The organism is Deinococcus actinosclerus, assembly GCF_001507665.1.
Lineage (GTDB): Bacteria > Deinococcota > Deinococci > Deinococcales > Deinococcaceae > Deinococcus > Deinococcus actinosclerus.
The window spans coordinates 2,708,047-2,730,231 of the sequence record NZ_CP013910.1 but is presented as its reverse complement, the minus strand read 5'-3'; the positions used below and the strand labels follow the sequence as shown (position 1 = coordinate 2,730,231).

Genomic DNA, 22,185 nt, shown 5'->3' with positions numbered 1-22,185 from the left:
CATGCTGCAAGTCCCCGAAGCGTCCCTCACGCCCCTGCTGCCCATCCTGCTCGTCCTGGCCGGCGCCATCAGCAGCACCCTGCTGGGCTTCTGGCTCAGCCGCCGCACCCTGACGTTCATCAACATCGGGGCTGTGGTCGCGTCCGCGCTCAGCGTCGGCTGGCTGTGGAACCGCGACCTGTCCTCCTTCGGCGGCGGCCTGCGCGCCGACCACGCCGCGCTGCTGCTGGGCTTCGTGATCCTCGCCGGGACCCTGATGACGCTGCTCGTCACGCTGGACACCGCGTGGCGCGCCCGCGTGGCCTTCCCCGAATTCGACGCGATGCTCATGTACGCCGTCACCGGCTGCCTGCTGATCGCCTTTTCCGGCGACCTGATCGTCATGCTGATCGGCCTGGAGATCATGAGCCTCAGCTCCTACGTGCTCGCCACGTTGCAGGGTTCACGCCGCGCCGAGGAAAGCGGCCTGAAGTACTTCCTGCTGGGCGCGGCCGGGAGCGCCGTGCTCATCTACGGACTGGCCTTCGTGTACGGCGCGACCGGCAGCCTGAACTACGCTGTCATCGCCGAGAAGACGAGCACCCTGAACCCCGAGAACACCGGCATCCTGGTCGGCGGCGCGCTGCTGATGCTGTGCGGCTTCGGGTTCAAGGTCGCGCTGGCCCCCTTCCACCAGTGGACGCCCGACGTGTACGGCGGCGCGCCCACCAGCGTCAGCCTGTTCCTGAGCACCGTCGTGAAGGTCGCCGCGTTCGCCGGGATGCTGCGCGTGTTCTCCGGCGCGCTGGACAACGCCCCGGGCTGGCACTCGGTCCTGGCGGTCCTGATCGCCGCGACCCTGATCGTCGGGAACCTCGCCGCGCTGCGCCAGACGAACTTCAAACGCATGCTGGCGTACTCGGCGGTCGCGCACACCGGCTTCCTGGGCATGGCGCTGCTCGGCACCCCGGCCGCGGGCGGCGCGGCCCTCGGGTACTACCTGCTCGTGTACACCCTGATGACGGCCGCTGCCCTGGCCATCGTCGCCGCCCTGCAGCGCAGCGAGGAAGGCTTCAGCGTCACCGACATGCGCGGCCTGTACTACCGCCACCCCGGCTACGCCGTCGCGCTGGCCGTGTGCCTCGCCTCGCTGGCGGGCCTGCCGCCCTTCGCCGGCTTCTTCGGCAAGTACCTGGTGTTCCAGGCGGCCTTCCAGAACGGCTACGCGTGGGTCAGCGTCCTCGCGGCGCTCACCAGTGTCGCCGCGCTGGTGTACTACCTGCGACCCGGCATGCTGATGTTCATGCCCGACCGCACCCCCGCCCGCGAGTACGGTCTCGGCCAGCGCGCCCCCACCACCCTGGCCGTCGCGCTGGGCGTGGCGGGCGTGACGGTGCTGGGCCTGCTGCCGAACCTCTGGTACGCCTTCGTGGCGCACCCCGACATCTGGGCGATGCTCGCCGGACGCTGAGCGCCGCCTGAACCGCAGGTGCGGCCCGCCCTCCAGCGCTGGAGGGCGGGCCGCACCTACCGTGACCCCCTGACCGGGCGCGCTAGCTGCGCTGCTCGCGCTGGTACTTCACGCGGTAGCGGCTGCGGCTGGCTGCCTCGACCAGATCGACGGGCGTCTGGATGTCGTCGCCGGTCCGGGACGCCCCGACGCTGGCCCGCAGGGGCAGGTCACGGTAACTGATGCGGTCGAGCGACTCCTGGACGCGCCGCGCGACCTGCGCGACCTCCTGCGCACTGGCTTGATCGAGCAGCACCGCGAACTCGTCGGGGCCCCAGCGGAAGATCAGGTCGCCGCGGCGCTTGTGCTGCATGATGCGGCCCGACAGGTCGCGCAGCAGTTCATCTCCGGCGTGCGGGCCGTACACCTCGTTGACCTTGCGAAAGCCGCTGAGATCCACGAGCAGGAGGCCCAGCGGACGGTCCTGCCGGGTCGCCCAGCGCTGCTCCAAGGCACGCGTGAACGCCACGCGGTTCCCGAAGCCGGTCAGGGGATCGCGCAGCGCCAGGGTGCGCAGGTTCCACCAGCGCTCGGCGGCGACCAGCGCCGTGCCGATGATCGCCGCCAGCGACAGGGTCACGCCGGGCAGCAGGACATTGCCCAGCCACAGTGGCCCGGCGGCCAGCAGCGCCAGCATGGCCAGCGCGAAGCCCCACAGGCCGCGCGCCAGCACGGCGGTCACGGCGATGACGGCGCCCAGCAGCGCGGTCAGCCAGGTGGGCAGCGTGGTGAAGGGCGGGCTGAGCAGGCTGGACACGGCGCGCAGCTGCAGTTCGGTGCCGGGCACGGTCTGCCCGGTCACGTCGCGCACGCCGCTGCCCCCGGTGCCGCTGGCGGTCAGGCCGATCAGGACGATCTTGCCCTGGATGTCGCCGTAGCGGACGTTGCCACTGACGACGTCCCGGAACGGAATGACCGGCAGGCGATCCGGATCAGGGGCCGCGTAGCGCAGCAGGCGAGGCTGCGTGCTGAGGTCCACGCCCCGCCCCGCTGCCACCGCCAGCTGCCGCGCGAAGCTGGGTTCGAGCCGCCCGGCCGCGTCGGGGTAGGCGGTCTGGAAGGTGCGCACGATCCCGTCGGGGCTGACGTTCAGGGCGCTGACGCCGGTCGGGGAGCGCCAGTCGGGGCTGGCGAGCAGCGTGGATTCGCCCGGCGCGGTGGCCAGCACGACGTTCGAGCGGCTGAAGGCGTCTTTCAGTCGGGCGTCGTTCTGCGCGGGATCGGTGAGCAGCACGTCGATGCCCACGGCGGTGGCCCCGGCCTGTTCCAGCGTGGCGAGTGCCTGACCGTACAGTTCGCGGGGCCAGCTGCCCACGCGCCCGTAGTCGCGCAGCGTGGCGTCGTCGATGCCGACCAGCACCACGCGCCGGTCGGTGCCCGAGGGCAGGGCGCGGTTGAGCGCGTCGCCCAGGCGGGGGTTGGCGGGCATGATGAGGGCCAGCAGGACCGCCAGGGCGGCCGCGACGGGCGCGGTGAGCAGCGCCAGGGACCGCTCAGCGGAGCGTGACATCTCGCTCGTTTCCGGCGGCGTCGCGGGCGCTCACGGTGAGCGGCGCGCCGGGCTCCTGAAGGGGCAGCGCCCACACGAAGCGCTCGCCGGGCGTCATGAGGCGGGTGTAGGTGCGGGGGCCGAGGCGGGCGGTGAGGCGCACGCGGGCCGCCCGGTTGTCCTGCACCTGTCCGCTCAGCAGCAGCAGGTGCCCGCGCGGCGTGGCGCTCAGGGTGCCCTGCGGCGCGGTGCGGTCGATGGTGACCGTCACGGTCTGCTGCACGGTCCGCCCGGCGCGCGTGGCCACGACCCGCACCGGGTAGGTCCCCTCAGGCAGCGCTTCGGTCAGGCGGTCCAGGCGGTACGTGCCGCCGTCGGCGCTGAAGTTCACGCGCTGCCCGGCGACCTCGGCGCTCAGGGCGGTGTCGGGCAGGCTGCGGGCACTCAGGGCCAGTTCCGCCAGGGTCAGGCCGGTGCGGGGCAGGCTCAGCGTGAGGGGCCGGGCCCGCTCGGCGTCGAGGGCCTGATTGAAGCGGTCCGTGGCGTCCAGGGTCAGCTCGGCCACGTGCCCGGAGCTCTCCCGCTGCTGCCCGGCGCGGACGGTCTGATCGGCGTTACTGGGCAGCGCCACCTGGCCCTCGAAGACCTTCACGAGCCCCTGGGCGTCCACGCGGAACACCGTGCCGCGCACGGCGGTACTCACGACCGGCGTGTCGATCCGGTAGCCGCCCTGGCCCTTCTGCACGACGTTCCAGGCGGTGCCGCTCGCGAGTTTCAGCAGCACCTCGCGGCCGCGGTCCGTGCGGTCGATGCTCAGGACACTCAGTTCGCTCTGCTCGTTCAGGCGCAGGTAGCCGCCCCCCGTGAAGCCCACCTCGGCCCAGGCGCCCGCCCCGGTGTTCAGGGAGGCGCCGATCTCCAGGGTGTCGCCGGTCAGGGCGCTGCGGGTCTGTCCGGCGTGGCGCAGGGTCACGGCGCCACGCGTGGCCTGCACGGCGGCGCTGCCCTCACCGCGGAACTGCGCGGCGTACCACGGGTCGGTCTCCTGGAACGGCGTGATCTGGCCGCTGCGCAGATCGATCTGCTGCCCGGCCCTCACCGTGACGATCTGACCCAGCAGGTCCAGTCGCGCCTGACCGCTCAGCAGGGCCACGCGCCGCACCGGGCCGTCCAGGTCGGCCCGCAGCGCGCCCGGCCGGTCCATGACGAGGTGGTTTCCCTGCACGTGGACGGCGACCGGGCCGCGCAGGTAGAAGCGGCCCTGGAGCAGGTCGGCCTCGTCCAGGTAGCGGCGCAGGCGCGAGACGCTGCCCACCGTGATCTGCCCGGTGTCGGCGCGCAGGTCGGCGCGGCCCGCCCCGGTGCGCAGGCCCTGCGTGATCTCGCCCGCGGCCTGCGGCGTCCAGGTGCCGCCCGCGCGCTGCGTCTCCACGCGCCCCTGCGCGCGTTCCAGCGTGGGCGCTGCGGCCAGGGAGGAGGCGTGAGTCATCGCCGCGAGCGTCAGCGCGAGGTGAAGTGGGGCGGGGCGGAACCTCATCGGCTCTCAGTGTAAGAGAGAAATCTGACATCTTTCATAAGGGAAGCGGGGGTGGTGGCCGGGGAGGGCGCCGGTTTTGTGCGGCGGCGGTATACTGCGGGGCGTGCTTGTTGCCGCCGTGGACGCCAGTAAGGAATATGGACCGCTGACTGTCCTGCAGGACGTGACCTTCGCCGTGCAGCCCGGGGACCGGGTGGGACTGGTGGGCCGCAACGGGGCGGGCAAGAGCACGCTGCTCAAGCTCCTGACCGGGCAGCTCCAGCCCGACGGCGGCGTGGTGAAGCGCGCGCCGGGCGTGAGGGTGCGCTCCTTGCAGCAGGACCCCGTGTTCCCGCCGGGTGCCACGGTGGACAGCGTGCTGGACGCCGCCTTCCACGACCTGGACCAGCTGGAGGCGGAACTGAACGAGGCCGCCGAGGCGATGGGCAGCGGCACGCCCGAGAGCATCCTGCACCACGAGGCCGTGCTGGAGCACTACGGGCGGCGCGGGGGGTTCGAGCGGCGCAGCCGCAAGGACGCCGTGACCCTGGCGTTCGGTTTCCGGGGCCGCGAGGGTGACCTGGCTGCCAGCCTCAGCGGCGGCGAGCGCACCCGGCTGGGGCTGGCGGCGCTGCTCGTGGAGAACCCGGACGTGCTGCTGCTCGACGAGCCGACCAACCACCTCGACATCGTGATGGTCGAGTGGCTGGAGGGCTTCCTGGGGCGCTACCCGGGCGCGGTGCTGGTGATCAGCCACGACCGCGCGTTCCTGGATACCGTCACCCGCGAGACCGCGTACCTGCGCGGCGGGACCATGAAGGTGTACGCCGGGAACTACACGACCTTCCGTGAGACGCTGGCCGCCGAGCTGGAACAGCAGGCGGCGCGCTTCGCCGTCGAGAGCCGCCAGATAGCGTCGCTACAGGCCAGCGCGGACCGCATGAAGATCTGGGGCCTGGGCATGAGCAAGCTCGCCCGGCGCGCCAAGGCCATGCAGGCCCGCGTGGACCGCATGCAGGCCCGCGCCACGAGCGCCCCACCCCCCGAGCAGCGCACCACCCGCATCACCTTCCACGCGCCCGAGAGCGGCGAGGTCGTGCTCGACGCCCGGCACGTCACGCGCGTGCTGCCCGGCGGGCGGCAGCTGTTCCGGGACGTGAACGTGCAGATCCGCCAGGGCGAGCGCGTGGCGATCATCGGCCGCAACGGCGCGGGCAAGACCACCTTCCTGCGCACCCTGCTGGGCCTGGAACCCGGTGACGACCCACGCACCCGTATCCTGACCGGGGCGCGCGTCACGGTGGGGTACTACGATCAGGCGCTGCGCGGCGTGGAACCCAGCGAGACGCTGTACGACGTGGCCCGCGCCTACACCCAGAAGGACCCGGAGGCGCACGACCTGCTGGGCACCTTCATGTTCCCGTACGACCAGCACGACAAGCAGGCGCGCATCCTCTCGGGCGGCGAGCGGGCGCGGCTGGCGCTGCTGAAACTCGCGCAGGAGGACCACAACCTCCTGATCATGGACGAGCCGACCAACCACCTGGACATGGAGATGGTCGAGGCGCTGGAGGCCGCGCTGGACGACTTCTCGGGCACGCTGGTGATGGTCAGCCACGACCGCGCGTTCATTGAGGGCCTCGCCGACCGCATCTGGCTGATCGAGGACGGGCAGTTCTACGAGTACCCCGGCTGGGAGGACTACAAGGCCAAGCACCGCACGGCGGCCGAACTGGAGGCCGAGGCGCTGGCCGCCGCGCCGAAAGTCAGCGCGAAACCCGCCGCCCCGAAGGGCAAGGGCCTGTGGCACCTCAAGCGCGAGGTGGAGGCCATCGAGGCCGACATCGCCCGCCTGGAGGGCGAACTGGAGGCCGCGCAGGCCGCGCTGAGCGCCGCGCCGGCAGACGCGGATTTCGTGGCGCTGGGGCAGGCCGCGCACGACCTGGAAGTGCAGCTGGAAGCGAAGATGGAGGCCTGGGGTGCCAAGCAGGCCGAGGTGGAGGCGAAGGGCGGCTGACCCTGAGCGCCTGATGGCGGGGTCCCACTGTTCTGGACAGCGGGTCATGCGTCTCATGCCTCCCGGCCTATCCTGAGTACGGAAGTCAGGATTATGACCAGCCCCCATCCCACCCCCCACGCGCCCGACGCCCTCACGCCCGCCCCCGGCGCCACCGCCCTGGCCCTGGCCGCCGAGGCGTTTCTGGCCCACACCCATCCCCGCGCCCCACTGCGCCTGGAGCGGGTCACGCTCGACGGCGTCACCTACAGCTGCGCCCCCGACCCCGCCGCGCTGCGCCTGAACCGCGCGCTGGCCGAGGAGGTCGTGATGGTCGCCCTGGCCGCCCGCGAGGCCGCCGCGCTGACCGGCACGCCCGCCCCCAGCGCCGGACGCGACGCGCGCCTGCTGCTGGACTGCGCCCTGACCGACCCGGACGAACGCGAGACCCTCGACGCGTACCTGAGCGTCCTGCGGGGCCGCGCCCGCGCGAGGCTGCGCCGCGCCTGGAGCGAAGTGCAGGTCATCGCTGCCGGCCTGCGCGAACACGGCGAGCTGGACGCCGCGCAGGTCGCGTGGCGCGTCGCCTGCGCCCAGGGCATCCGCGCCACACTGCTGAACTGATACGGGATTAAATTGACTTGCTTGCACCGTGATCGCGTTCCGTTGTCCTCTCTCCCCATGCGGGAGAGGGAGGAGCGATGCGACGGAAGGGTGAGGGGGCCACCGGGCGACTCCGAACGACGTGGAATCATTTGAATCGCCTATGAGACGGTCCCAGCCGTGAGGGTGCGCTGAGGTCCGTCGCCGCGAATGCCGCTCCCCCTGTCCTGTTGGAGCCCGATCAGCACGGTCTCCGCATCCCGCTGCCGCGTAATCGGAGCGGCTCACTGCGGTTTTGAAGCCTCCCTTCACCTTGCAGCGCGCCTCACGTTCCCGCCGCGCCGGTCCCGGCAGGCTGGCAGTCACGGAGGTTCACATGAACGACGAGAGCCAGAGTCTGGTCAGCCGCTGCGACGCCACCACCTGCCGCTTCAACGACAACATGAACTGCACGGCCGGGCAGATTGAGGTCAGCATGAGCGGCCAGACCGCCCAGTGCCTCACCTTCAGCCCGACCGAAGGCATGGGGGACACCCAGAGCGTCAGCGCCGACAACCACTGAACCGCCGCGAGCAGGGCCGCTTCCAGCTGGAGGCGGCCCTGCCTGTGGTTACCGGGCCGTGACTACCCTGGGAGCCGTCAGGTCGGTGTAGTCCAGCACCACGCCCGCCTGCGCTTCCGGGTCCGCCTCGTGGAAGTACAGTTCGTTGCCTGCCACGTAGCGGCGGTTGCTGGCGGCCGCCGGGTCGGGCGAGCCGAAGCCCGGCCCGCGTGCGGCGCCACGCGGCACCGAGACCGCGAACGGCACGCGCAGGAACACCGAGTCGTGCCACCAGCCGCGCAGTTCCGGGCGGTGCAGGAACAGCCCGTCCACGATCAGGAGGCTGTCCGGCGCGGCCGCCAGTGCAGGGCCGGGCACGGGTTCGTCGCGGGTGACGTCGAACACCGACGTGCGGTACCGCCGGGTGCCGCCGGGCGACAGCGGAGAGAGCACCTCGCGCGCCAGCGCCGCCAGATCGTACGAGTCGCGGTAGAAGCCCTCCGGCGACGTGCGCCCCCGCGCATACCGGGCGGCGCGGGGCTGGTGAAAGCCGTCGGTGCTCACGCGGATGACCGGCCGCCCCAGCGCCCGCACCCGCCCGGCGAGCTCGTCGGCCAGGGTGGTCTTGCCCGCTCCGTCCACCCCGTCCACCGCCACCCGCGCGACCGGGTCTGCCGGGAGGGCCGCCCAGCGGGCCGCGAGCCACGCCAGCACACCCTCCCGGTCCTGCGATTGCGGCCCGTTCAGAGTTTCAGGTCGCCTTTCTCGGTGACGTTCAGGCCCTGCGCGACTTCCCGCGCGGCGTTCTGGCGTTCGCGGTCGAGGTACGTCTGCGCCTGCGCGACCTCCTTGTCCAGCACGGTCATCGTCTCGCGGAAGCGGTCAAGGGCCTGCGTGCGGTACGCGCTGATGGCGTCCAGCGCGCCGTACACGTCCCGGAACGCCGCCTGGATGATCTGCGGGTCCACGGTGGCGCTGCCCGCCTGCCGCTGGATCTCGGTGCTCTGCTGCTTCAGGAGCTGCGCGGTCGAGCCGATCATGCGCCCGGTCGTGTCGTTCAGCGCCGTGACCTGCCCCAGCACCGCCTGCTGCGTCCCGAGCGCCTGCGAGACCATCAGCGCGGTCTTCAGGGCGCTGACGGTGGTGGTCGTGGCGCGGTCCACACCCTTGATGAGCTCCATGTTGTTGCGCCGCACGAGGTCCAGCGCGAGGTACCCCTGGATGCTCACCGCCAGCTGCGTCAGGAGGTCCGTGACGCGCTGCCGCACCGCGAACAGCAGCTCCTCGCTGACCATGCGGGCCTTCTCCGGGTCGGTGGCCTGCAACTCCGTCAGGCGGCGCGTCAGGGCCTCGTCCACGGCCTTCCCGACGTGCGCGTACTGCCGCAGTTTCTGCATGGTGTCCCACAGGTGGACCTTCTCGGTCTCGATGGTGGCGTTGTCGCGCCGCAGTTCGTCCTGCCCGCGGTACAGCGCCTCCAGGATGCCGTTCAGGTGCGACTGCGCGCTCTGGTAGCGGTCGAGGTGGTTCTGCACCTTCTTCCCGCCCGGCAGCTTCCCGAACAGGCGCCGGGGCGTGGGGGCGCGGCTGGGGTCGAGGTCCTCGACGGTGCGGCGCAGGTCGGTCAGGCCGCGCAGGATATCGCTGCCCTCCGCGAGCGCCCCGGCCCGCGTGGCCCGCAGTGGGCGGTCGAGCATGCGGTTGCTGCTCTGCGCCGCGGCGCGCTGCTCGGGCAGGCCCAGTTCATGCACGGCGTCCAGCTTGCGTTTGAACTCCGGGGTGTGCGCCCCCGCGCTCAGGACGTCCTGAGCGAAGGCCTGCGCCATCGCCTCCAGCCGCGCGCGGTCCTCGGGCGAGAGGGGCACCATCTCGGGCGCCTGCACGGGCTGCACGCTCGGGACGGCCTCCGGCGCTTTCAGCATCGAGTCGGGCGGCGTCAGCGGTCCGGGGGTTCCATCACTCATGCCCCCCATTACGCGCCCCCCGCGGGCGGGGTTGCATCCGGCAAAAGGCGCATCCCATGGGTGGGGCCCGCCGCTACGCTGGGGGCCGATGCCCGACTCTCCCGATCTGACCCTGCGCGAGCGCCGCCCGGACGACCTCCCGGTCCTCTGGCGCTGGACGCACGCCGAGCCGGACCCCGAGTGGAAACGCTGGGACGCCCCGTACTTCCACACTGGACAGCCGGAGCCGCTGCCCTTCGACACCTACCGCGAGCAGACCCTGGCGCGCCCCGCCAGTCCCGACCTGCGGGTGATCGCGCTGGACGGCATGTGCATCGGGCAGGTCAGCCGCGCCGAGGAAGCCCCGGCGGGCGGCGGCTGGTGGGACCTGGGCATCCTGATCTTCGACCCGGGGCACTGGGGCGGCGGGCTGGGCACGCGGGCGCTGGACCTCTGGGCGGCGGCGACCCTCGCCGAGACGGACGCGCATGTCCTGACCCTGACCACCTGGGGCGGCAATGAACGGATGATCCGCGCGGCGGCCTGCGTGGGCTTTCACGAGTGCGCCCGCATCCCGCAGGCACGGGCGTGGGCGGGGCGGCGCTGGGACAGCGTGAAACTCGCCCGGCTGCGCGGCTGACATAGGGAAGAGGCGCGGGGAGTGACCTCCGCCGCGCCTCCCCGCTGCGTTTCAGTTCTTGATGGTGACCGGGAACTCCTCGGCCATGATCCGCACGCCGGCGCCGCTGAACACCGCGCGGATGGTGTACTCCCCGGCGGGCAGGGCCTTCCCGGCGCTGTCACGGCCGTCCCAGCGGATGGCCTGCACGTCCATCGTCTCGCCCGGCGCGACGTCCGTGATGACCAGCTGCATGGTGCATACCGTGTCCGTGGGGTTGGCCCGCACGATCTTCCCGGCGGCGTCGAGCACCTCGAAGCGCACGTCGCACGCCCCGTGCTGGAGGTTGATGGGCTGCTCGCCCTGGTTGGTCAGCGTGAACGTCCAGGTGGTGGCCTGACCGACGCGCAGGCTGCCGGGGCCGTTCAGGTTCGCGCTGTGCGCGGCGCTCAGGACAGGGTTCTTCATGGGCAGCGTGCTGATCCCGGGCGCGGCCGGGCTGGTGGGCGCCGGCGCCGGGGTGGGGGCGGGAGCCGTGGGCGTGGCGGGCGCGCTGCTGCGCGGAGGCAGGGCCGGGATGTTGAAGATGGTCGTCTGCGCCTGGGCCAGCGAGGACGTCAGAACGGCAGCGGTCAGCAGGGTACGCAGGGTCATGGCTTCACTGTTCGCCATGTCGCCTGACGCTGCGTGAGGCCCGCTGAAGGAAACGTGAGGATTCACCGTCCCGCGCCGGCGAGCTGCGCCTCCTCCGGGGGGCGGCCGGCGCGGCTGGCTGGTCGGCTGGCCCTGGTCTGGGTATGCTGCCGGACATGAACCGCAGCGCCGTCCTTGCCCGCACCTTCCAGGCCCACCGTTCCGCCCTGCTCGACCTGCTCGAGACGCTGCCCGAGGAGCAGGGGACGTTCGCCGCGTGGGACGGCGGCATGAGCTTCATCGGGCTGGCCGATCACCTGTCCGCCAGCGCCGACCGCTTCCTGAACATGGTGCAGGGTCAGGCCCCCGGCGCGATGCCGGAACCCAGCGCCACGCTGACCGAGGCGCGCGGCCGCCTGTGGGACTCGCAGGAACGCGCCCTGGCGGCCATCAGCGCCCTGAGTGACGAGGACCTGTCGCGCCGCGTGCCTGCCTTCGGGGGGCGCGAGATGCCGGTCGCGGCGCTGATCGATACGATCATCACGCACGAGGCGCACCACAAGGGGCAGGTGTGGCTGATGGCCCGCATGATCGGCGTGAAACCTCCCATGTTCATCAAGATGGGCTGAGGCTCCGCGTGGACGCGCTGCTGCTGATCCTGCTGCTGGCGGCGTTCGTGTGGGTGCTGCTGCACGCCACGCGGAACCTGCGCGGCGCCCGTTCAGCGTCGCGGGGCAGTGGCCCGCGCGCCGAACGGGCGCTGGAGGAGGAACTCCTGCGCCTGACGCGCGGCAACCGGGGCGCCATCGAACGGGGCGTGATCGCGCAGCGCCGCCGCCACCCGGACGCCAGCCGCGCGGACCTGCTGCGCCGCGTGCGTGACGAGTATCTGCGCGACCGCACCCGCTAGTTCCTCTGGCCTGAGCGGGCACCTGCGGCACCCTGGCGGGCCGGGGGGCGCTAGCGTGCCGTATTCCCGCTGTCCCCCGGAGGTCCTATGACACGAAATCTGCCTGCTGCACTGATCGTTCCCACCGGGGCCCCTGCCTGATCCTGTCCGGCGGACGCCCCGGCCCACGCCGAGGTTCCCCACCTGAACACCTACACCCTTGAAGCGGCCCAGCCTGACACGCTGACCGATGTCGTCGCCCTGATTTCCGATCCGGCCGAGGCCGGGCGGCGCCTGACCTTCACCCGCTCGCGGATCGAGGCTGGAGCGCTGCGTCCCGAGCAGTACCTCATCCTGCGTTCGCCGCGTGGGGTGGAGGGCGTCTGCCTGCGTCCCACCAACCCGCGGGTTCCCCTGTTCCCGCAGCTGCGCGAGGACGTGCCTGCCGAGGCGCTGACCGCCTTCCTGCGTGAACTGCGCGCGGCAGCCCCGCGCCTGATCCTCGTCTCCACCCAGGCGCCGCTTCGCCGCGAAGACGCCCAGGCCGCCGGGTGGGCCCTACAGGAGACGAACGTCGTGTACGAGACGGCGGACCTCCGCGCCCGGCCGTACCCGGCCGACCCCCACGTTCAGCCCGTGACCGTGAATGACCCCGGCGTGGCGGCGGCCCTGGCCGCCCTGGGCCGCGAGGACTGGACGCCGGGCGAGGACTGGACGCTGTACGCCCTGACCCACGCGGGCGAGGTGGTGGCCCTGGCGGCCCTGGGGGCCAGCGGTCGGCCCGACACGGCCGGGATCCACCTGATCGGCGTCCTGCCCCACAGGCGCGGCCAGGGCTTCGGGGGGCGGCTGCACGCGCATCTGCTGCACCTCGCCGCGCAGACCTTCGGGACGCATGTGGGCGGTACGGAGGCCGGCAACCACGCCATGCGCCGCCTGTTCGACCGGCACGGCGCGCGGCTGGTGTCCACGCAGCTGGATTTCAGCGCCGCGCCCATCCCGGCGTCTCCTGCGCCTTGACCAGCCGTGGCGGGCTCGCGTAGAATTCTCTCTTGGTCAAGCGGGGCAGGGCGACCAACAGCCTACTTGCGGCGCGTACGCGCCCGCCCAGGCGGCCCGAACCCCAGACGGAAGCCGTCCCAGACGAGCGACCGGACTACGAAGGAGGCATGCACATGCCCAAGATGAAGACACTGAAAGCGGCCAGCCGCCGGGTGAAGATCACCGGGACCGGCAAGGTCATGGCGTTCAAGAGTGGCAAGCGCCACCAGAACACCGGCAAGAGCGGCAACGAGATCCGCGGCAAGGGCAAGGGCTTCGTCCTCGCCAAGAGTGAATGGGCCCGCATGAAACTCATGCTGCCGAAGGGGAAGTGAAGTAGATGCCTCGCGCCAAAACCGGTATCGTCCGCCGTCGCCGTCACAAGAAGGTCCTGAAGCGCGCCAAGGGCTTCTGGGGCTCCCGCAGCAAGCAGTACCGCAACGCGTTCCAGACCCTGCTGAACGCCGCGACCTACGAGTACCGCGACCGCCGCAACAAGAAGCGTGACTTCCGTCGCCTGTGGATCCAGCGTATCAACGCCGGCGCCCGCCTGCACGGCATGAACTACAGCACCTTCATCGGTGGCCTGAAGAAGGCGAACATCGACCTGAACCGCAAGGTCCTGGCCGACATCGCCGCGCGCGAACCCGAGGCCTTCAAGGCCCTCGTGGACGCCGCCAAGAACGCCAAGTAAGATCCGAAAGCAGGCGCCGCCCCCAGAGATGGAGGCGGCGCTTTTCTGCTGATCGGTTCTGGGGTATGGGCTGTGGGCCACAGCGTGGTTCGCGCATGGCCCACAGCCCAGAGCTCAGGGTTCGAAGGTGTCCTGGAAGGCGTAGCGGTCGCCGCGCACCCAGTAGTTCACGTAGCTGGCGCGTTTCTGGCCGCTGTAGGTGGTGCGGCGCAGCAGGAACGCGGCGGTGCCCAGGGGCACGCGCAGCAGGTCGGCCTCCTCCTGGCGGAGGTTGACGGCCTCAAGGTTCTGCTCGACGCGCTGGAGGGGCACGCCCAGGCCGATCATGATCTCGTGGATGCTCTCGGCGCCCAGGTTGTGATCCAGCAGGTTCGGCACGAGGTTGCCGTTGATGTAGCGCTTCTCGATGACCAGCGCCTCGTCCCCGGCGGTGCGCAGGCGGTGCACGAAGATCACGGGGTCGCCGGGCTGGATCTGCAACACGATGGCGATTTCCGGGGTGGCCTCGATCTGCATGGCGCGCAGGACCGTGGTGCGGTGATCCGGGTGGCGGGCCCATTCCTTGAAGGGGCGCACGCGGAACATGCCCTGCCGGAAGCGTTTGCCGGTGGGGAAGGTACCGGCCCCCTGGACGCGGTAGACGTAGCCTTCGCGTTCCAGTTCGTCGATGGCGCGGCGGGCGGTCATGCGGGAGACTTCGAATTCGCGGGCGAGCTGCGGTTCGCTGGGCAGGGGGAGCCCCTCGGCGTAATGGCCGCCGAGCAGGCGGTCTTTCAGGGTCGTCTTGATGAGCGGGTACTTCGCCATGCATCCCTCCGGGCGTTCCGCTGGCGGGCGGTGCCTTGTTCATCTTAAGTTTAGTGTCCAGAGTACACAAGCTTGTCTAGCTGTCACGCGGGGCGAGACAACGAGCGTTAGGCAGTGCTGACCGGGCCACGACCTGTCATCTGCCAAGCGATCAGCCGCCGATATGCGACATCTCCACCTTCGGGCGCAGGGCTGCCGTGGCCTCGCCGCGCTCCTCGCTGTAGCGGTCTTCGCGGCCCGCCCACACGCCCGCGATCAGCTCCCGCAGCGCCGCGTCCGAGGCCCCGCCCCGCAGCGCCGCGCGCAGATCCGTGCCGCCCGACGCGAACAGACAGGTGTACAGCACCCCCACCGCCGAGATCCGCGCCCGCGAGCAGTCGCCGCAGAACGGCGCGGTCACCGAACTGATCAGCCCCACCTCGCGGCCCTCGGGATCGGCGTACCGCGAGGCCACCTCGCCCCGGTAGTCCGCGCGCAGCGGCTGGAAATGCGCGGCCCCCGCCCCGCCCCCCAGCCGGGCCAGGACCTCGCGGCTGGGCACCACGCTGTCCAGGTTCCAGCCGTTGTGGTTCCCCACGTCCATGAACTCGATGAACCGCACTGGGGCCAGCTCGCGCAGCGCCAGCCACAGCTCGCGCAGGCCCGCGTCGTTCACGCCGCGCTGCACCACCGTGTTCACCTTCACGCCCAGCCCGGCCGTCAGGGCCGCCTCGATCCCGTCCATGACCTTCTGCGGATGCGTGCCCAGCCCGTTCATGCGCCCGAACACCTCCGGGTCGAGGCTGTCGATGCTGACCGTCACCCGCCGCAGGCCCGCCGCCTTCAGGTCCGCCGCCACGCGCGGCAGCAGCAGGCCGTTCGTGGTCATCGCCACGTCCTCCACGTCCGGAATGGCCGCCAGGGCCGCGATCAGGGTGGGCAGGTCGCGCCGCAGGGTCGGCTCGCCGCCCGTGACGCGCAGCTTGCGCACGCCCAGCGCCACGAACGCGCGCGCCAGCCGCTCGATCTCCTCGAAACTCAGCAGTTCGGCGCGCGGCAGGAAGGCGTAGTCCGGCCCGAACACGTCCGCCGGCATGCAGTACGTGCAGCGCAGGTTGCAGCGGTCCGTCACGCTGATGCGCAGGTCGCGCAGGGGCCTTCCCAGCAGGTCGAGCATTGCCCCGCAGCATACGCGCCTGCCGGTGGGAACTTGGCGGGTCGGTTCGCAATTCTGCCGGCCCACACGCCCCCAGCTGTCCCGCGAGCAGGAACGAGAAGCTTGAACCGGGTGCATTGCGGCGGGGCGCCTGTCCGACTACCCTGAGCGCAACGTCCACAACCCAGGCCCGCGCGGCCGGCCGCGACCGACCGCACACCCCCATCCCCGGAGGTCGTCATGACGGTATCCAGCGCCCCACCCGCCGCGCGTAACGCCGCGTACCAGCAACTGGTCGCGCAGCGCAACGCCTTCACGCTCACCATGACCCTGACGTTCCTGGTGCTGTATTTCCTGCTGCCCGTCCTGGCCGGCTACAACAAGCCCCTGATGGCTACCAAGGTCTTCGGGAACGTCACCTTCGGGTACGTCCTGGCCTTCGCCGAGTTCATCATGGGCTGGGTCATGGCCTACATCTACGTCGTCAAGGCGCGGACCTTCGACCGGCTGGCGCAGGAGGCCCGCGCGTGACCTTCCTGCTCGCCGCGATCATCGTGGCCGTCACGCTGGCCGTCACCTTCTGGGCCAGCAAGCGCAACACCAGCGCCGGGGACTTCTACGTCGCGGGCGGCCGCATCAGCGCCACCCAGAACGGCATCGCCATCGCCGGCGATTACATGAGCGCCGCCAGCTTCCTGGGCATCACCGGACTGATCGCCCTGAACGGCTACGACGGCTTCATGTACTCGGTCGGGTGGTTTATCGCGTACCTGACCGTGCTGTTCATCGTGGCTGAACCGCTGCGCAACCTCGGCAAGTACACCCTGGCCGACATGCTCGTGTACCGCCTGAAAGACCCGCGCGTGCGCACCTACGCCGCCGTGAGCACCATCGTGATCAGCACCTTCTACATGATCGCGCAGGTCGTCGGCGCCGGCTCCCTGATCAGCCTGCTCTCCAAGGGGGCGATCAGCGCCGATCTCGCCATCCCGCTCGTGGGCGTGCTGATGATCATCTACGTGGTGGTGGGCGGCATGCTCGCCACCACCTGGGTGCAGATCATCAAGGCCATGCTGCTGATGTTCGCCACCATCGTCATGACCGTCCTGATCCTCAACCGCTTCGGCTGGAGCTTCTCCAACCTGCTTGGCCAGGTGGAAGCGAAGAACGGCGCCCCCTTCCTCGGTGCAGGTGTGAAATACACCAACCCGGTCGACCTGATCAGCCTGTGCCTCGCGCTGGTCCTCGGGACCGCCGGACTGCCGCACATCCTCGTGCGCTTCTTCACCGTCCCCACCGCGCAGGACGCCCGCAAGAGCGTCGTGTGGGCCATGGCGCTGATCGGCGCGTTCTACGTCATGACCGCCTTCATGGGCAACGCCGCCAACGTGCTGCTCGGCAAGGACGCCATCGAGGCCGCCAACAAGGCCGGCAACATGGCCGCGCCGCTGCTGGCCCAGGCCCTGTTCGGCGGGGCAGGCACCGCCGGCGGTGAATTCGGGCTGGCCTTCGTGACCGCCGTCGCCTTCGCCACGATCCTCGCCGTCGTCGCGGGCCTGACCATCAGCGCGTCCACCAGCTTCACGCACGACATCTACAACGGCGTCCTCAAGGGCGGCCAGGCCAGTGAGAAGGACCAGTTCCGCGTCGCCCGCCTCGCCACCGTCGCCGTCGGCATCGCCGCGATCCTGCTGGGCCTCGCCGCCAAGACCCAGAACGTCGCCTTCCTGGTCGCGCTGGCCTTCGCCCTGGCCGCCAGCGCCAACCTGCCGGTCATCCTGTTCACGCTGTTCTGGCGCCGCTTCAACGCCACCGGCGCCATGTGGGGCATCGTGGGCGGCATCCTGTTCACCCTGCTGCTGATCGCCATCAGCCCCAACATCATGAAGATCGACCCGGATACCCTGACCACCGGCCGCCACCTGATCCAGGCCAACGCGATCTTCCCGCTGGAGAACCCCGGCATCATCAGCATCCCCGCCGGATTCCTGTTCGCGTACCTGGGCACCCTGATCGGCGCCCGCCGCCACACCCCCGAAGACGACCGCACCTTCGAGGACATGCAGTTCCGCGCCTACACCGGCGCCGGCGTGGACGGCAGCGTCGCCGCACACGACTGACCCGCACGTGGAGGGGGGGCCCGGACGCCACGCGGCAGCCCGGGCCCCTGTGCTGAGTGGCGGCTGCCCCTGCCCGGACTGCACGGTTCTGCAAACCATTCAACCAGAGGCCGTATAGCATGGCGCGCGTGACTGCCCTGACCCGCGCCGCCTCCGCCTACCCGACCGGGTTCTGGGTGCTGTGGTGGGGCACCCTGCTCAACCGCCTGGGCGAGTTCGTGGTGCCGCTGCTGGGCTTCTACCTGACCGCGCACGCGCACCTGGGCGTCACGCAGGTCAGCGTGATCCTGGCGATGCTGGGCCTGGGCCGCTTCGTGTCCGAGGGCCTCAGCGGGCCGCTGACCGACCGGCGCGGCCCGGCCTTCACCATGATCCTGGCCCTGAGCGGGGGCGCGGTCATGATCCTGGCGCTGTCCTTCGCGCAGGGCTTCTGGTGGACGGCGGCAGGCGTGCTGGGGTTCTCGCTGCTGTCGGCGCTGTACAAACCCGCCGCGAGCACCGCCGTGGCGGACCTCACGCAGGGCCCGCAGCGCACCCGCGCGTACAACCTGCTGTACTGGGCGATCAACGTCGGGGCCGCCACTGCCCCCGTCCTGGGCGGCTGGCTGGCCGGGCGTTCCCTGCGGCTGCTGTTCTGGCTGGACGCCGCGACCATGGCCGCGTACGCGCTGCTGCTGACGCTGCTGTACCCCCGCGCGGCCCGCCCCGCACAGCACGCGGCGGCCCGCGCCCGCCAGCTCCTGCCGAGAGACACGCTGCTGTGGCAGTTCTGCCTCGCGTCGCTGCTGTTCGGCCTGACCTACCAGAGCTACAAGCTGCTGGCCGTCGTGTTCGCGCAGCAGGGCTTCAGCGCCGCGCAGTACGGGCAGGTGCTCGCGGTGAACGGCGCGCTGGTCGTGCTGCTGGGCCTGCCGCTGGGCCACCTGATCGCCCGCAGTGGCCACCCGCGCTGGCAGGCCCTGGGCGCGGCGCTGCTCGGCGTGGGCTTCCTGGGCCACGCCCTGGCCCACACCCTGTGGGCGCACATGCTGGCCGTGGCGGTCTGGACGGTGGGGGAGATCATCGCCTACGGCATCAGCAAGACCATCATCAGCGAACTGGGCCCCCCCGAGCAGCGCGGCACCTACATCGGCCTGGTGGGCAGCATGGCGGGGCTCGCCACCCTGCTCGCCCCGCTGCTGGGCGGCGCGCTCCTCCAGCGGCTGGGCGCGGGCGGGATGTGGGTCGTGATCGCCGGACTGGCCGCCGGGGCGGCGCTGCTCCTGCTGGCCCTGGAAGGCCGCGTGCAGGGCCGCCTGACGCGGCGGCGGTCCTCGGCCCCGGCGTGACTGCGGGCGTGACTGTCGGCGTGACTGGGGGCGCGGCTAGCGGGCCACACTCAGGGTGTTCGGTCCCTGCCGCCGCGCGCGGTAGTGCTCGGCGTCCGCCGCGTCGATCAGCAGGTTCACGCCCTGCACGAACCCGCGTCCCACCAGCCCCACCGCCACGCTGACCGTCCCGGCGAGGCCGGGCACGCCCCAGTCGTACGTCCGGATCTGGTCGGTCACGCGTTCGAGCGGATGCACCGCGCCGTCCGGGCTGGTCTCGGGAAAGATCACCATGAACTTGAACCGGTCGAACCGCGCGACCGTGTCCATCGCCCGCACCTGTCCCTCCAGCACGCGCGCCACCGCACTCAGGACATTGCTCAGGAACAGGTCGGCGGGGCCGTCGGTGGGCGGGGCCTGCACCTCCACCCCCACGATCGCCAGGGCCAGCGGCGCGCGCAGACGCACGCAACGGTTGAAATGCAGCGCCAGGATCTCCAGCCCGAAGGAACGCGAGTGCGCGCCGCTCCCGGTATCCAGCATCGAGCTGCTGCGCCAGCGTTCCAGCATGACCTGCATGGCGGCCAGCCGCGTGCTGGCATCCTGCATGGTGCCCTCCAGCAGCAGCAGGGTGTCGCGCCTCGCCTCGCGGCAGGCCAGCGCCTCCTGCGCGGCGCGCACGGCCTCCTGCACCTGCGCCGCCCGGGCGGTGTCGCGGCGGCGCTGCTCTTCCAGGGCGGCCGCCCAGGCGCGCAGCTGCGCCGCTGCCTCGGCCATGTCCCCCCCGGTCTCGGCCAGGTCGGCCTGCGCGAGATGCGCGGCGGCGACCAGCCCGGGGCGGGCGCGCTCCAGGCCGTACCGCAGCGCCCACTTCAGCGTCTCGCGGGCCTGATCCACGCGGCCCTGCCCGGCGAGGTGCCGCGCCAGGGCCAGCAGGGTCTGCCCATGCCCGTCGGGATGGCCGTGTTCCGTCAGGGCGAGGCTGCGGCGCAGCAGGGCGTGCGCCTCGGCCGGCTGCCGCTGCGCGTCGTGCGTGGCGGCGCGGGCATCCAGCAGCGCGGCGAGCAGGTCAGGGTCAGGACTGACCTTTGCCTCTGCCACCGTGAGCGCCCCATCCAGAAAACGCGCCGCCCGGGCCGGGTCACCCAGCGCCGCGTACGCGCGGCCCAGTCCGCTCAGCGAACGCGCCTGCGCGGCCGTGCCCTCGCCCCGCGTGAGGTGCCCTGCCGCGCGCAGCGGGTCCAGCGCGGCCTGCGGCGCCCCGGACTCCAGTGCCAGTTCGCCCAGCCCCAGCAGGGCCCCGGTGGCCTGCGCGCGCGCGTCATGGGTGTCGGCCAGGTCGGCCGCGCGCGTGAACGCCTCGCGCGCCCGGTCGGCGCTGCCCAGGCGGCGCAGGGCCACGCCGAGCTGCTCCCGCAGGGTCAGTTCCGTCAGGGGCTGCGCGGCCTCCTCGGCCAGCGCGGCGGCGCGCAGCAGCGCCGAGAGCCGCGCGTGCGGGTCGTCCAGCAGCGCCGTCTCGCGGACCGCGCAGGCCAGCTCCCGTGCGGGGTCTCGCAGCTGCTCGAAGCGCCGCGCGGCGCTCCGGACCAGCGCCAGGGCCTCTGGGCCGTCCAGCAGCGATCCCAGGCGCAGCTCGGCGTGGGCGGTGCGGGCCGGGTCGTTCAGCGCCGCCGCCAGCGTGCGGGCCTGCTCGGCCAGTCCGGCCTGCTCCGCCAGCGGGTGAGGCTGCGCCGACAGGGCCAGCAGGGCGTCCACCCGCGCCGGGCCGGGTTCCTGGGGGAGCAGCGCCTCGAAGGGGTGCAGGTGGGCCGGGAGACTCATGAGCCCTCCAGGTGGGGTGCGGGCAACATGCTCCACAGTACGGGGCCGGACCCGGCGCCGCCAACGGGGCGCCCGAGCGGTCACCGGGGGGGAGGGGGTACCGGCGGGCGGGGACCGGGCGCTTCGGTCTGCCCGGAGGGGCCGGCCGCCTCAGAGCCGCCGGTAGTACAGGCGCGTGCCGGTCAGGCCCCCGTGGGGCTTCAGGGCGTAGTCGGGGATCTCGCCGGCGAACACGTACCCGGCGCGTTCGTACAGGCCCGACGCGCCGCCCTCGCTGGCGGTGTCCAGCACGAGCAGCGTCCGGCCGTGTGTGCGGGCCAGGGCCTCGGCCTCGCGCAGCAGGGTCAGGGCCAGCCCGCGCCCCCGCGCGGCCGGGGCGGTCATCATCTTGGCGATCTCGGCGCGGTGCGGCTGGTTGGGCGGGCAGTCGAGGATCAGCGTGACGGTGGAGAGCAGTTGCAGCCCATCCCACGCGCCCAGCACGACGCGCTCGCCGCGTGCGGCGGCGGCCAGCGAACCCGCCCAGAACGCGCGGGCCTGCGCGGGGGCCAGAGGGTGCATGAAACTGACCGAGCCCCCGGCGGCGACGGTGGCGATCAGCAGGTCGCTCAGGGCGTCCAGGGTGGCGGGCGCGTCACCCAGCGGCTCGATACGGACGGTGTCGGTCATGGGTTACCTCCGGGCGAGAAAGACGGCGTACGTGCAGGGCTGCCCTGCGGGATTCTCGAAGGTCACGTCGCAGGGCGTCCCGAAGCCCAGGCAGTCGCCCGCTGCGAGGTCCCAGGTGAGGTCGGGCGCGCGGCGTTCGGTCAGGCGCAGTTCACCCGACTGCACCCACAGCAGCTGCGCGATGTGCGCGTACGAACCGGCGGGCAGCGTGACGCTCGCTCCAGCGGGCAGGGTGACCTGCGCGGCCTCCAGCGGGTGGGTGGGCGCGGCGAACAGCTGGCGGCGGGTGTACCCGGTGTCGGGGTCGCGCCACCCGGGCTGCTGCGCGGCGCGCGACAGGCGTTCGTGCTCGCGCGCTCCGGCACCCTCGGCGCGCAGGAGCAGGCCGGCCAGGGTCAGGTCGAACGCTCCGGCGAGACGCAGCAGCGTGACGGCGGTGGGGCTCATCTCGCCGCGCTCGATGCGGCTCACGGCGGCCTTCGACACCCCGGCGCGCCCCGCGAGTGTGGCCTGCGTCCAGCCGCGCGCCTCCCGCTCGGCCGTGATCTGCCGGGCCAGCCGCCCGGCCGCCTGCTCGGCCGCGCCATCACATGAGTTGCTGATCATGGTCATGTGTTGATTTTCCGCAACGGTGTTTGCGCCTGTCAAGGCCGAACCTGACCGCTTGCACCGGGTGCAGTACCGCCGCAGTACCCGCGCTGGCGGCCCACCCGGAATCCCACCTTCACGCGAGTACAGTGGGCACAACACACAGCCCAATCCCACGCCCGTCGCCCTGACAGCGGCCCAAGCCCCACCCGGAGGTGTCCCATGACCCAGACCCCTACCCAGCCCAGCAACCACCCCGCCAGCGACCGCCCGGCCAGTGACCAT

23 protein-coding genes are annotated in these 22,185 nt (G+C 71.8%); 13 read left to right on the top strand and 10 right to left on the bottom strand.

All coding sequences use genetic code 11. The features are described from left to right. Position 1 precedes the first annotated feature (1 nt). Positions 2-1,450 carry an NADH-quinone oxidoreductase subunit N gene (locus AUC44_RS13380; protein ID WP_062159178.1) on the top strand — a complete coding sequence of 483 codons (1,449 nt, stop codon included), beginning with the start codon at positions 2-4 and terminating at the stop codon, positions 1,448-1,450. Positions 1,451-1,532: 82 nt separating this feature from the next. Here the strand turns inward: AUC44_RS13380 and AUC44_RS13375 are convergent, their stop codons facing one another. Both AUC44_RS13375 and AUC44_RS13370 read right to left on the bottom strand, forming a co-directional pair. Then, positions 1,533-2,999 carry a CHASE2 domain-containing protein gene (locus tag AUC44_RS13375; protein ID WP_062159177.1) on the bottom strand — a complete coding sequence of 489 codons (1,467 nt, stop codon included), beginning with the start codon at positions 2,997-2,999 and terminating at the stop codon, positions 1,533-1,535. Next, the gene (locus tag AUC44_RS13370) at positions 2,983-4,467 is read right to left on the bottom strand and encodes a FecR domain-containing protein (protein ID WP_157445380.1); all 1,485 of its coding nucleotides are present in this window, start codon (positions 4,465-4,467) and stop codon (positions 2,983-2,985) included. The genes AUC44_RS13375 and AUC44_RS13370 overlap by 17 nt, the downstream gene beginning before the upstream one ends. A gap of 151 nt (positions 4,468-4,618) precedes the next feature. Here AUC44_RS13370 and AUC44_RS13365 point away from each other — a divergent pair, with 151 nt between their 5' ends. From AUC44_RS13365 to AUC44_RS13355, 3 genes are all read left to right on the top strand, one after another. Beyond that, positions 4,619-6,511 carry an ABC-F family ATP-binding cassette domain-containing protein gene (locus tag AUC44_RS13365; RefSeq protein ID WP_062159175.1) on the top strand — a complete coding sequence of 631 codons (1,893 nt, stop codon included), beginning with the start codon at positions 4,619-4,621 and terminating at the stop codon, positions 6,509-6,511. Positions 6,512-6,604: 93 nt separating this feature from the next. After that, entirely contained in the window at positions 6,605-7,114 is a 510-nt protein-coding gene (locus AUC44_RS13360; RefSeq protein ID WP_062159174.1) for a hypothetical protein, read from the top strand. 355 nt (positions 7,115-7,469) lie between these two features. Continuing rightward, entirely contained in the window at positions 7,470-7,655 is a 186-nt protein-coding gene (locus tag AUC44_RS13355) for a DUF1540 domain-containing protein (RefSeq protein ID WP_062159173.1), read from the top strand. Positions 7,656-7,703: 48 nt separating this feature from the next. Here the strand turns inward: AUC44_RS13355 and AUC44_RS13350 are convergent, their stop codons facing one another. Both AUC44_RS13350 and AUC44_RS13345 read right to left on the bottom strand, forming a co-directional pair. Further along, positions 7,704-8,348 carry a nucleoside/nucleotide kinase family protein gene (locus tag AUC44_RS13350; RefSeq protein WP_082689070.1) on the bottom strand — a complete coding sequence of 215 codons (645 nt, stop codon included), beginning with the start codon at positions 8,346-8,348 and terminating at the stop codon, positions 7,704-7,706. A gap of 29 nt (positions 8,349-8,377) precedes the next feature. Further along, a complete protein-coding gene (locus tag AUC44_RS13345; RefSeq protein ID WP_062159171.1) occupies positions 8,378-9,598 on the bottom strand; it encodes a toxic anion resistance protein in 1,221 nt (406 codons plus the stop codon). 88 nt (positions 9,599-9,686) lie between these two features. Between AUC44_RS13345 and AUC44_RS13340 the strand changes: the two genes are divergently transcribed. Beyond that, positions 9,687-10,217 (top strand): GNAT family N-acetyltransferase, encoded by a 531-nt coding sequence (locus AUC44_RS13340; protein WP_062159170.1) that lies wholly within the window; start codon positions 9,687-9,689, stop codon positions 10,215-10,217. A 51-nt stretch (positions 10,218-10,268) separates the two neighbouring features. Here the strand turns inward: AUC44_RS13340 and AUC44_RS13335 are convergent, their stop codons facing one another. Beyond that, entirely contained in the window at positions 10,269-10,850 is a 582-nt protein-coding gene (locus tag AUC44_RS13335; protein WP_062159852.1) for a BsuPI-related putative proteinase inhibitor, read from the bottom strand. Positions 10,851-11,005: 155 nt separating this feature from the next. Here AUC44_RS13335 and AUC44_RS13330 point away from each other — a divergent pair, with 155 nt between their 5' ends. From AUC44_RS13330 to rplT, 5 genes are all read left to right on the top strand, one after another. Then, positions 11,006-11,458, top strand: a complete 453-nt coding sequence (locus tag AUC44_RS13330) for a DinB family protein (RefSeq protein ID WP_062159169.1) — start codon at positions 11,006-11,008, stop codon at positions 11,456-11,458. A gap of 8 nt (positions 11,459-11,466) precedes the next feature. Further along, positions 11,467-11,739, top strand: coding sequence for a hypothetical protein (locus AUC44_RS13325; RefSeq protein WP_062159168.1), 273 nt, complete (start codon positions 11,467-11,469; stop codon positions 11,737-11,739). 351 nt (positions 11,740-12,090) lie between these two features. Beyond that, positions 12,091-12,738 carry a GNAT family N-acetyltransferase gene (locus AUC44_RS13320; protein WP_062159167.1) on the top strand — a complete coding sequence of 216 codons (648 nt, stop codon included), beginning with the start codon at positions 12,091-12,093 and terminating at the stop codon, positions 12,736-12,738. Positions 12,739-12,893: 155 nt separating this feature from the next. Then, entirely contained in the window at positions 12,894-13,094 is a 201-nt protein-coding gene (gene rpmI, locus AUC44_RS13315; protein WP_046843284.1) for a 50S ribosomal protein L35, read from the top strand. 5 nt (positions 13,095-13,099) lie between these two features. Further along, on the top strand, positions 13,100-13,453 hold the full coding sequence (rplT, locus tag AUC44_RS13310) for a 50S ribosomal protein L20 (protein WP_062159166.1): 354 nt from the start codon (positions 13,100-13,102) through the stop codon (positions 13,451-13,453). Between the two features lie 114 nt (positions 13,454-13,567). On the opposite strand, the gene AUC44_RS13305 is transcribed toward rplT, so the two are convergent. Together AUC44_RS13305 and moaA are read right to left on the bottom strand one after the other, a co-directional pair. Beyond that, positions 13,568-14,260 carry a GntR family transcriptional regulator gene (locus tag AUC44_RS13305; RefSeq protein ID WP_046843282.1) on the bottom strand — a complete coding sequence of 231 codons (693 nt, stop codon included), beginning with the start codon at positions 14,258-14,260 and terminating at the stop codon, positions 13,568-13,570. A 151-nt stretch (positions 14,261-14,411) separates the two neighbouring features. After that, entirely contained in the window at positions 14,412-15,416 is a 1,005-nt protein-coding gene (gene moaA, locus AUC44_RS13300) for a GTP 3',8-cyclase MoaA (RefSeq protein WP_062159165.1), read from the bottom strand. A 219-nt stretch (positions 15,417-15,635) separates the two neighbouring features. On the opposite strand from moaA, the gene AUC44_RS13295 reads away from it, so the two are divergent. The 3 genes from AUC44_RS13295 to AUC44_RS13285 all read left to right on the top strand — a co-directional run bounded on the left by AUC44_RS13295 (position 15,636) and on the right by AUC44_RS13285 (position 18,843). Beyond that, positions 15,636-15,926, top strand: coding sequence for a DUF485 domain-containing protein (locus tag AUC44_RS13295; protein ID WP_062159164.1), 291 nt, complete (start codon positions 15,636-15,638; stop codon positions 15,924-15,926). Then, complete coding sequence (locus AUC44_RS13290; protein ID WP_062159163.1) at positions 15,923-17,515, top strand: solute symporter family protein; 1,593 nt, start codon at positions 15,923-15,925, stop codon at positions 17,513-17,515. Before AUC44_RS13295 ends, AUC44_RS13290 begins: the two co-directional genes overlap by 4 nt. Before the next feature lie 119 nt (positions 17,516-17,634). After that, positions 17,635-18,843, top strand: coding sequence for an MFS transporter (locus AUC44_RS13285; protein WP_062159162.1), 1,209 nt, complete (start codon positions 17,635-17,637; stop codon positions 18,841-18,843). A gap of 36 nt (positions 18,844-18,879) precedes the next feature. Here AUC44_RS13285 and AUC44_RS13280 read toward each other — a convergent pair whose 3' ends face one another. The 3 genes from AUC44_RS13280 to AUC44_RS13270 all read right to left on the bottom strand — a co-directional run bounded on the left by AUC44_RS13280 (position 18,880) and on the right by AUC44_RS13270 (position 21,924). Next, the gene (locus AUC44_RS13280) at positions 18,880-20,643 is read right to left on the bottom strand and encodes a diguanylate cyclase (protein WP_062159161.1); all 1,764 of its coding nucleotides are present in this window, start codon (positions 20,641-20,643) and stop codon (positions 18,880-18,882) included. 150 nt (positions 20,644-20,793) lie between these two features. Beyond that, positions 20,794-21,312 carry a GNAT family N-acetyltransferase gene (locus tag AUC44_RS13275; protein WP_062159160.1) on the bottom strand — a complete coding sequence of 173 codons (519 nt, stop codon included), beginning with the start codon at positions 21,310-21,312 and terminating at the stop codon, positions 20,794-20,796. A gap of 3 nt (positions 21,313-21,315) precedes the next feature. Next, positions 21,316-21,924 carry a helix-turn-helix domain-containing protein gene (locus AUC44_RS13270; RefSeq protein WP_231724448.1) on the bottom strand — a complete coding sequence of 203 codons (609 nt, stop codon included), beginning with the start codon at positions 21,922-21,924 and terminating at the stop codon, positions 21,316-21,318. Positions 21,925-22,185 lie beyond the last annotated feature (261 nt).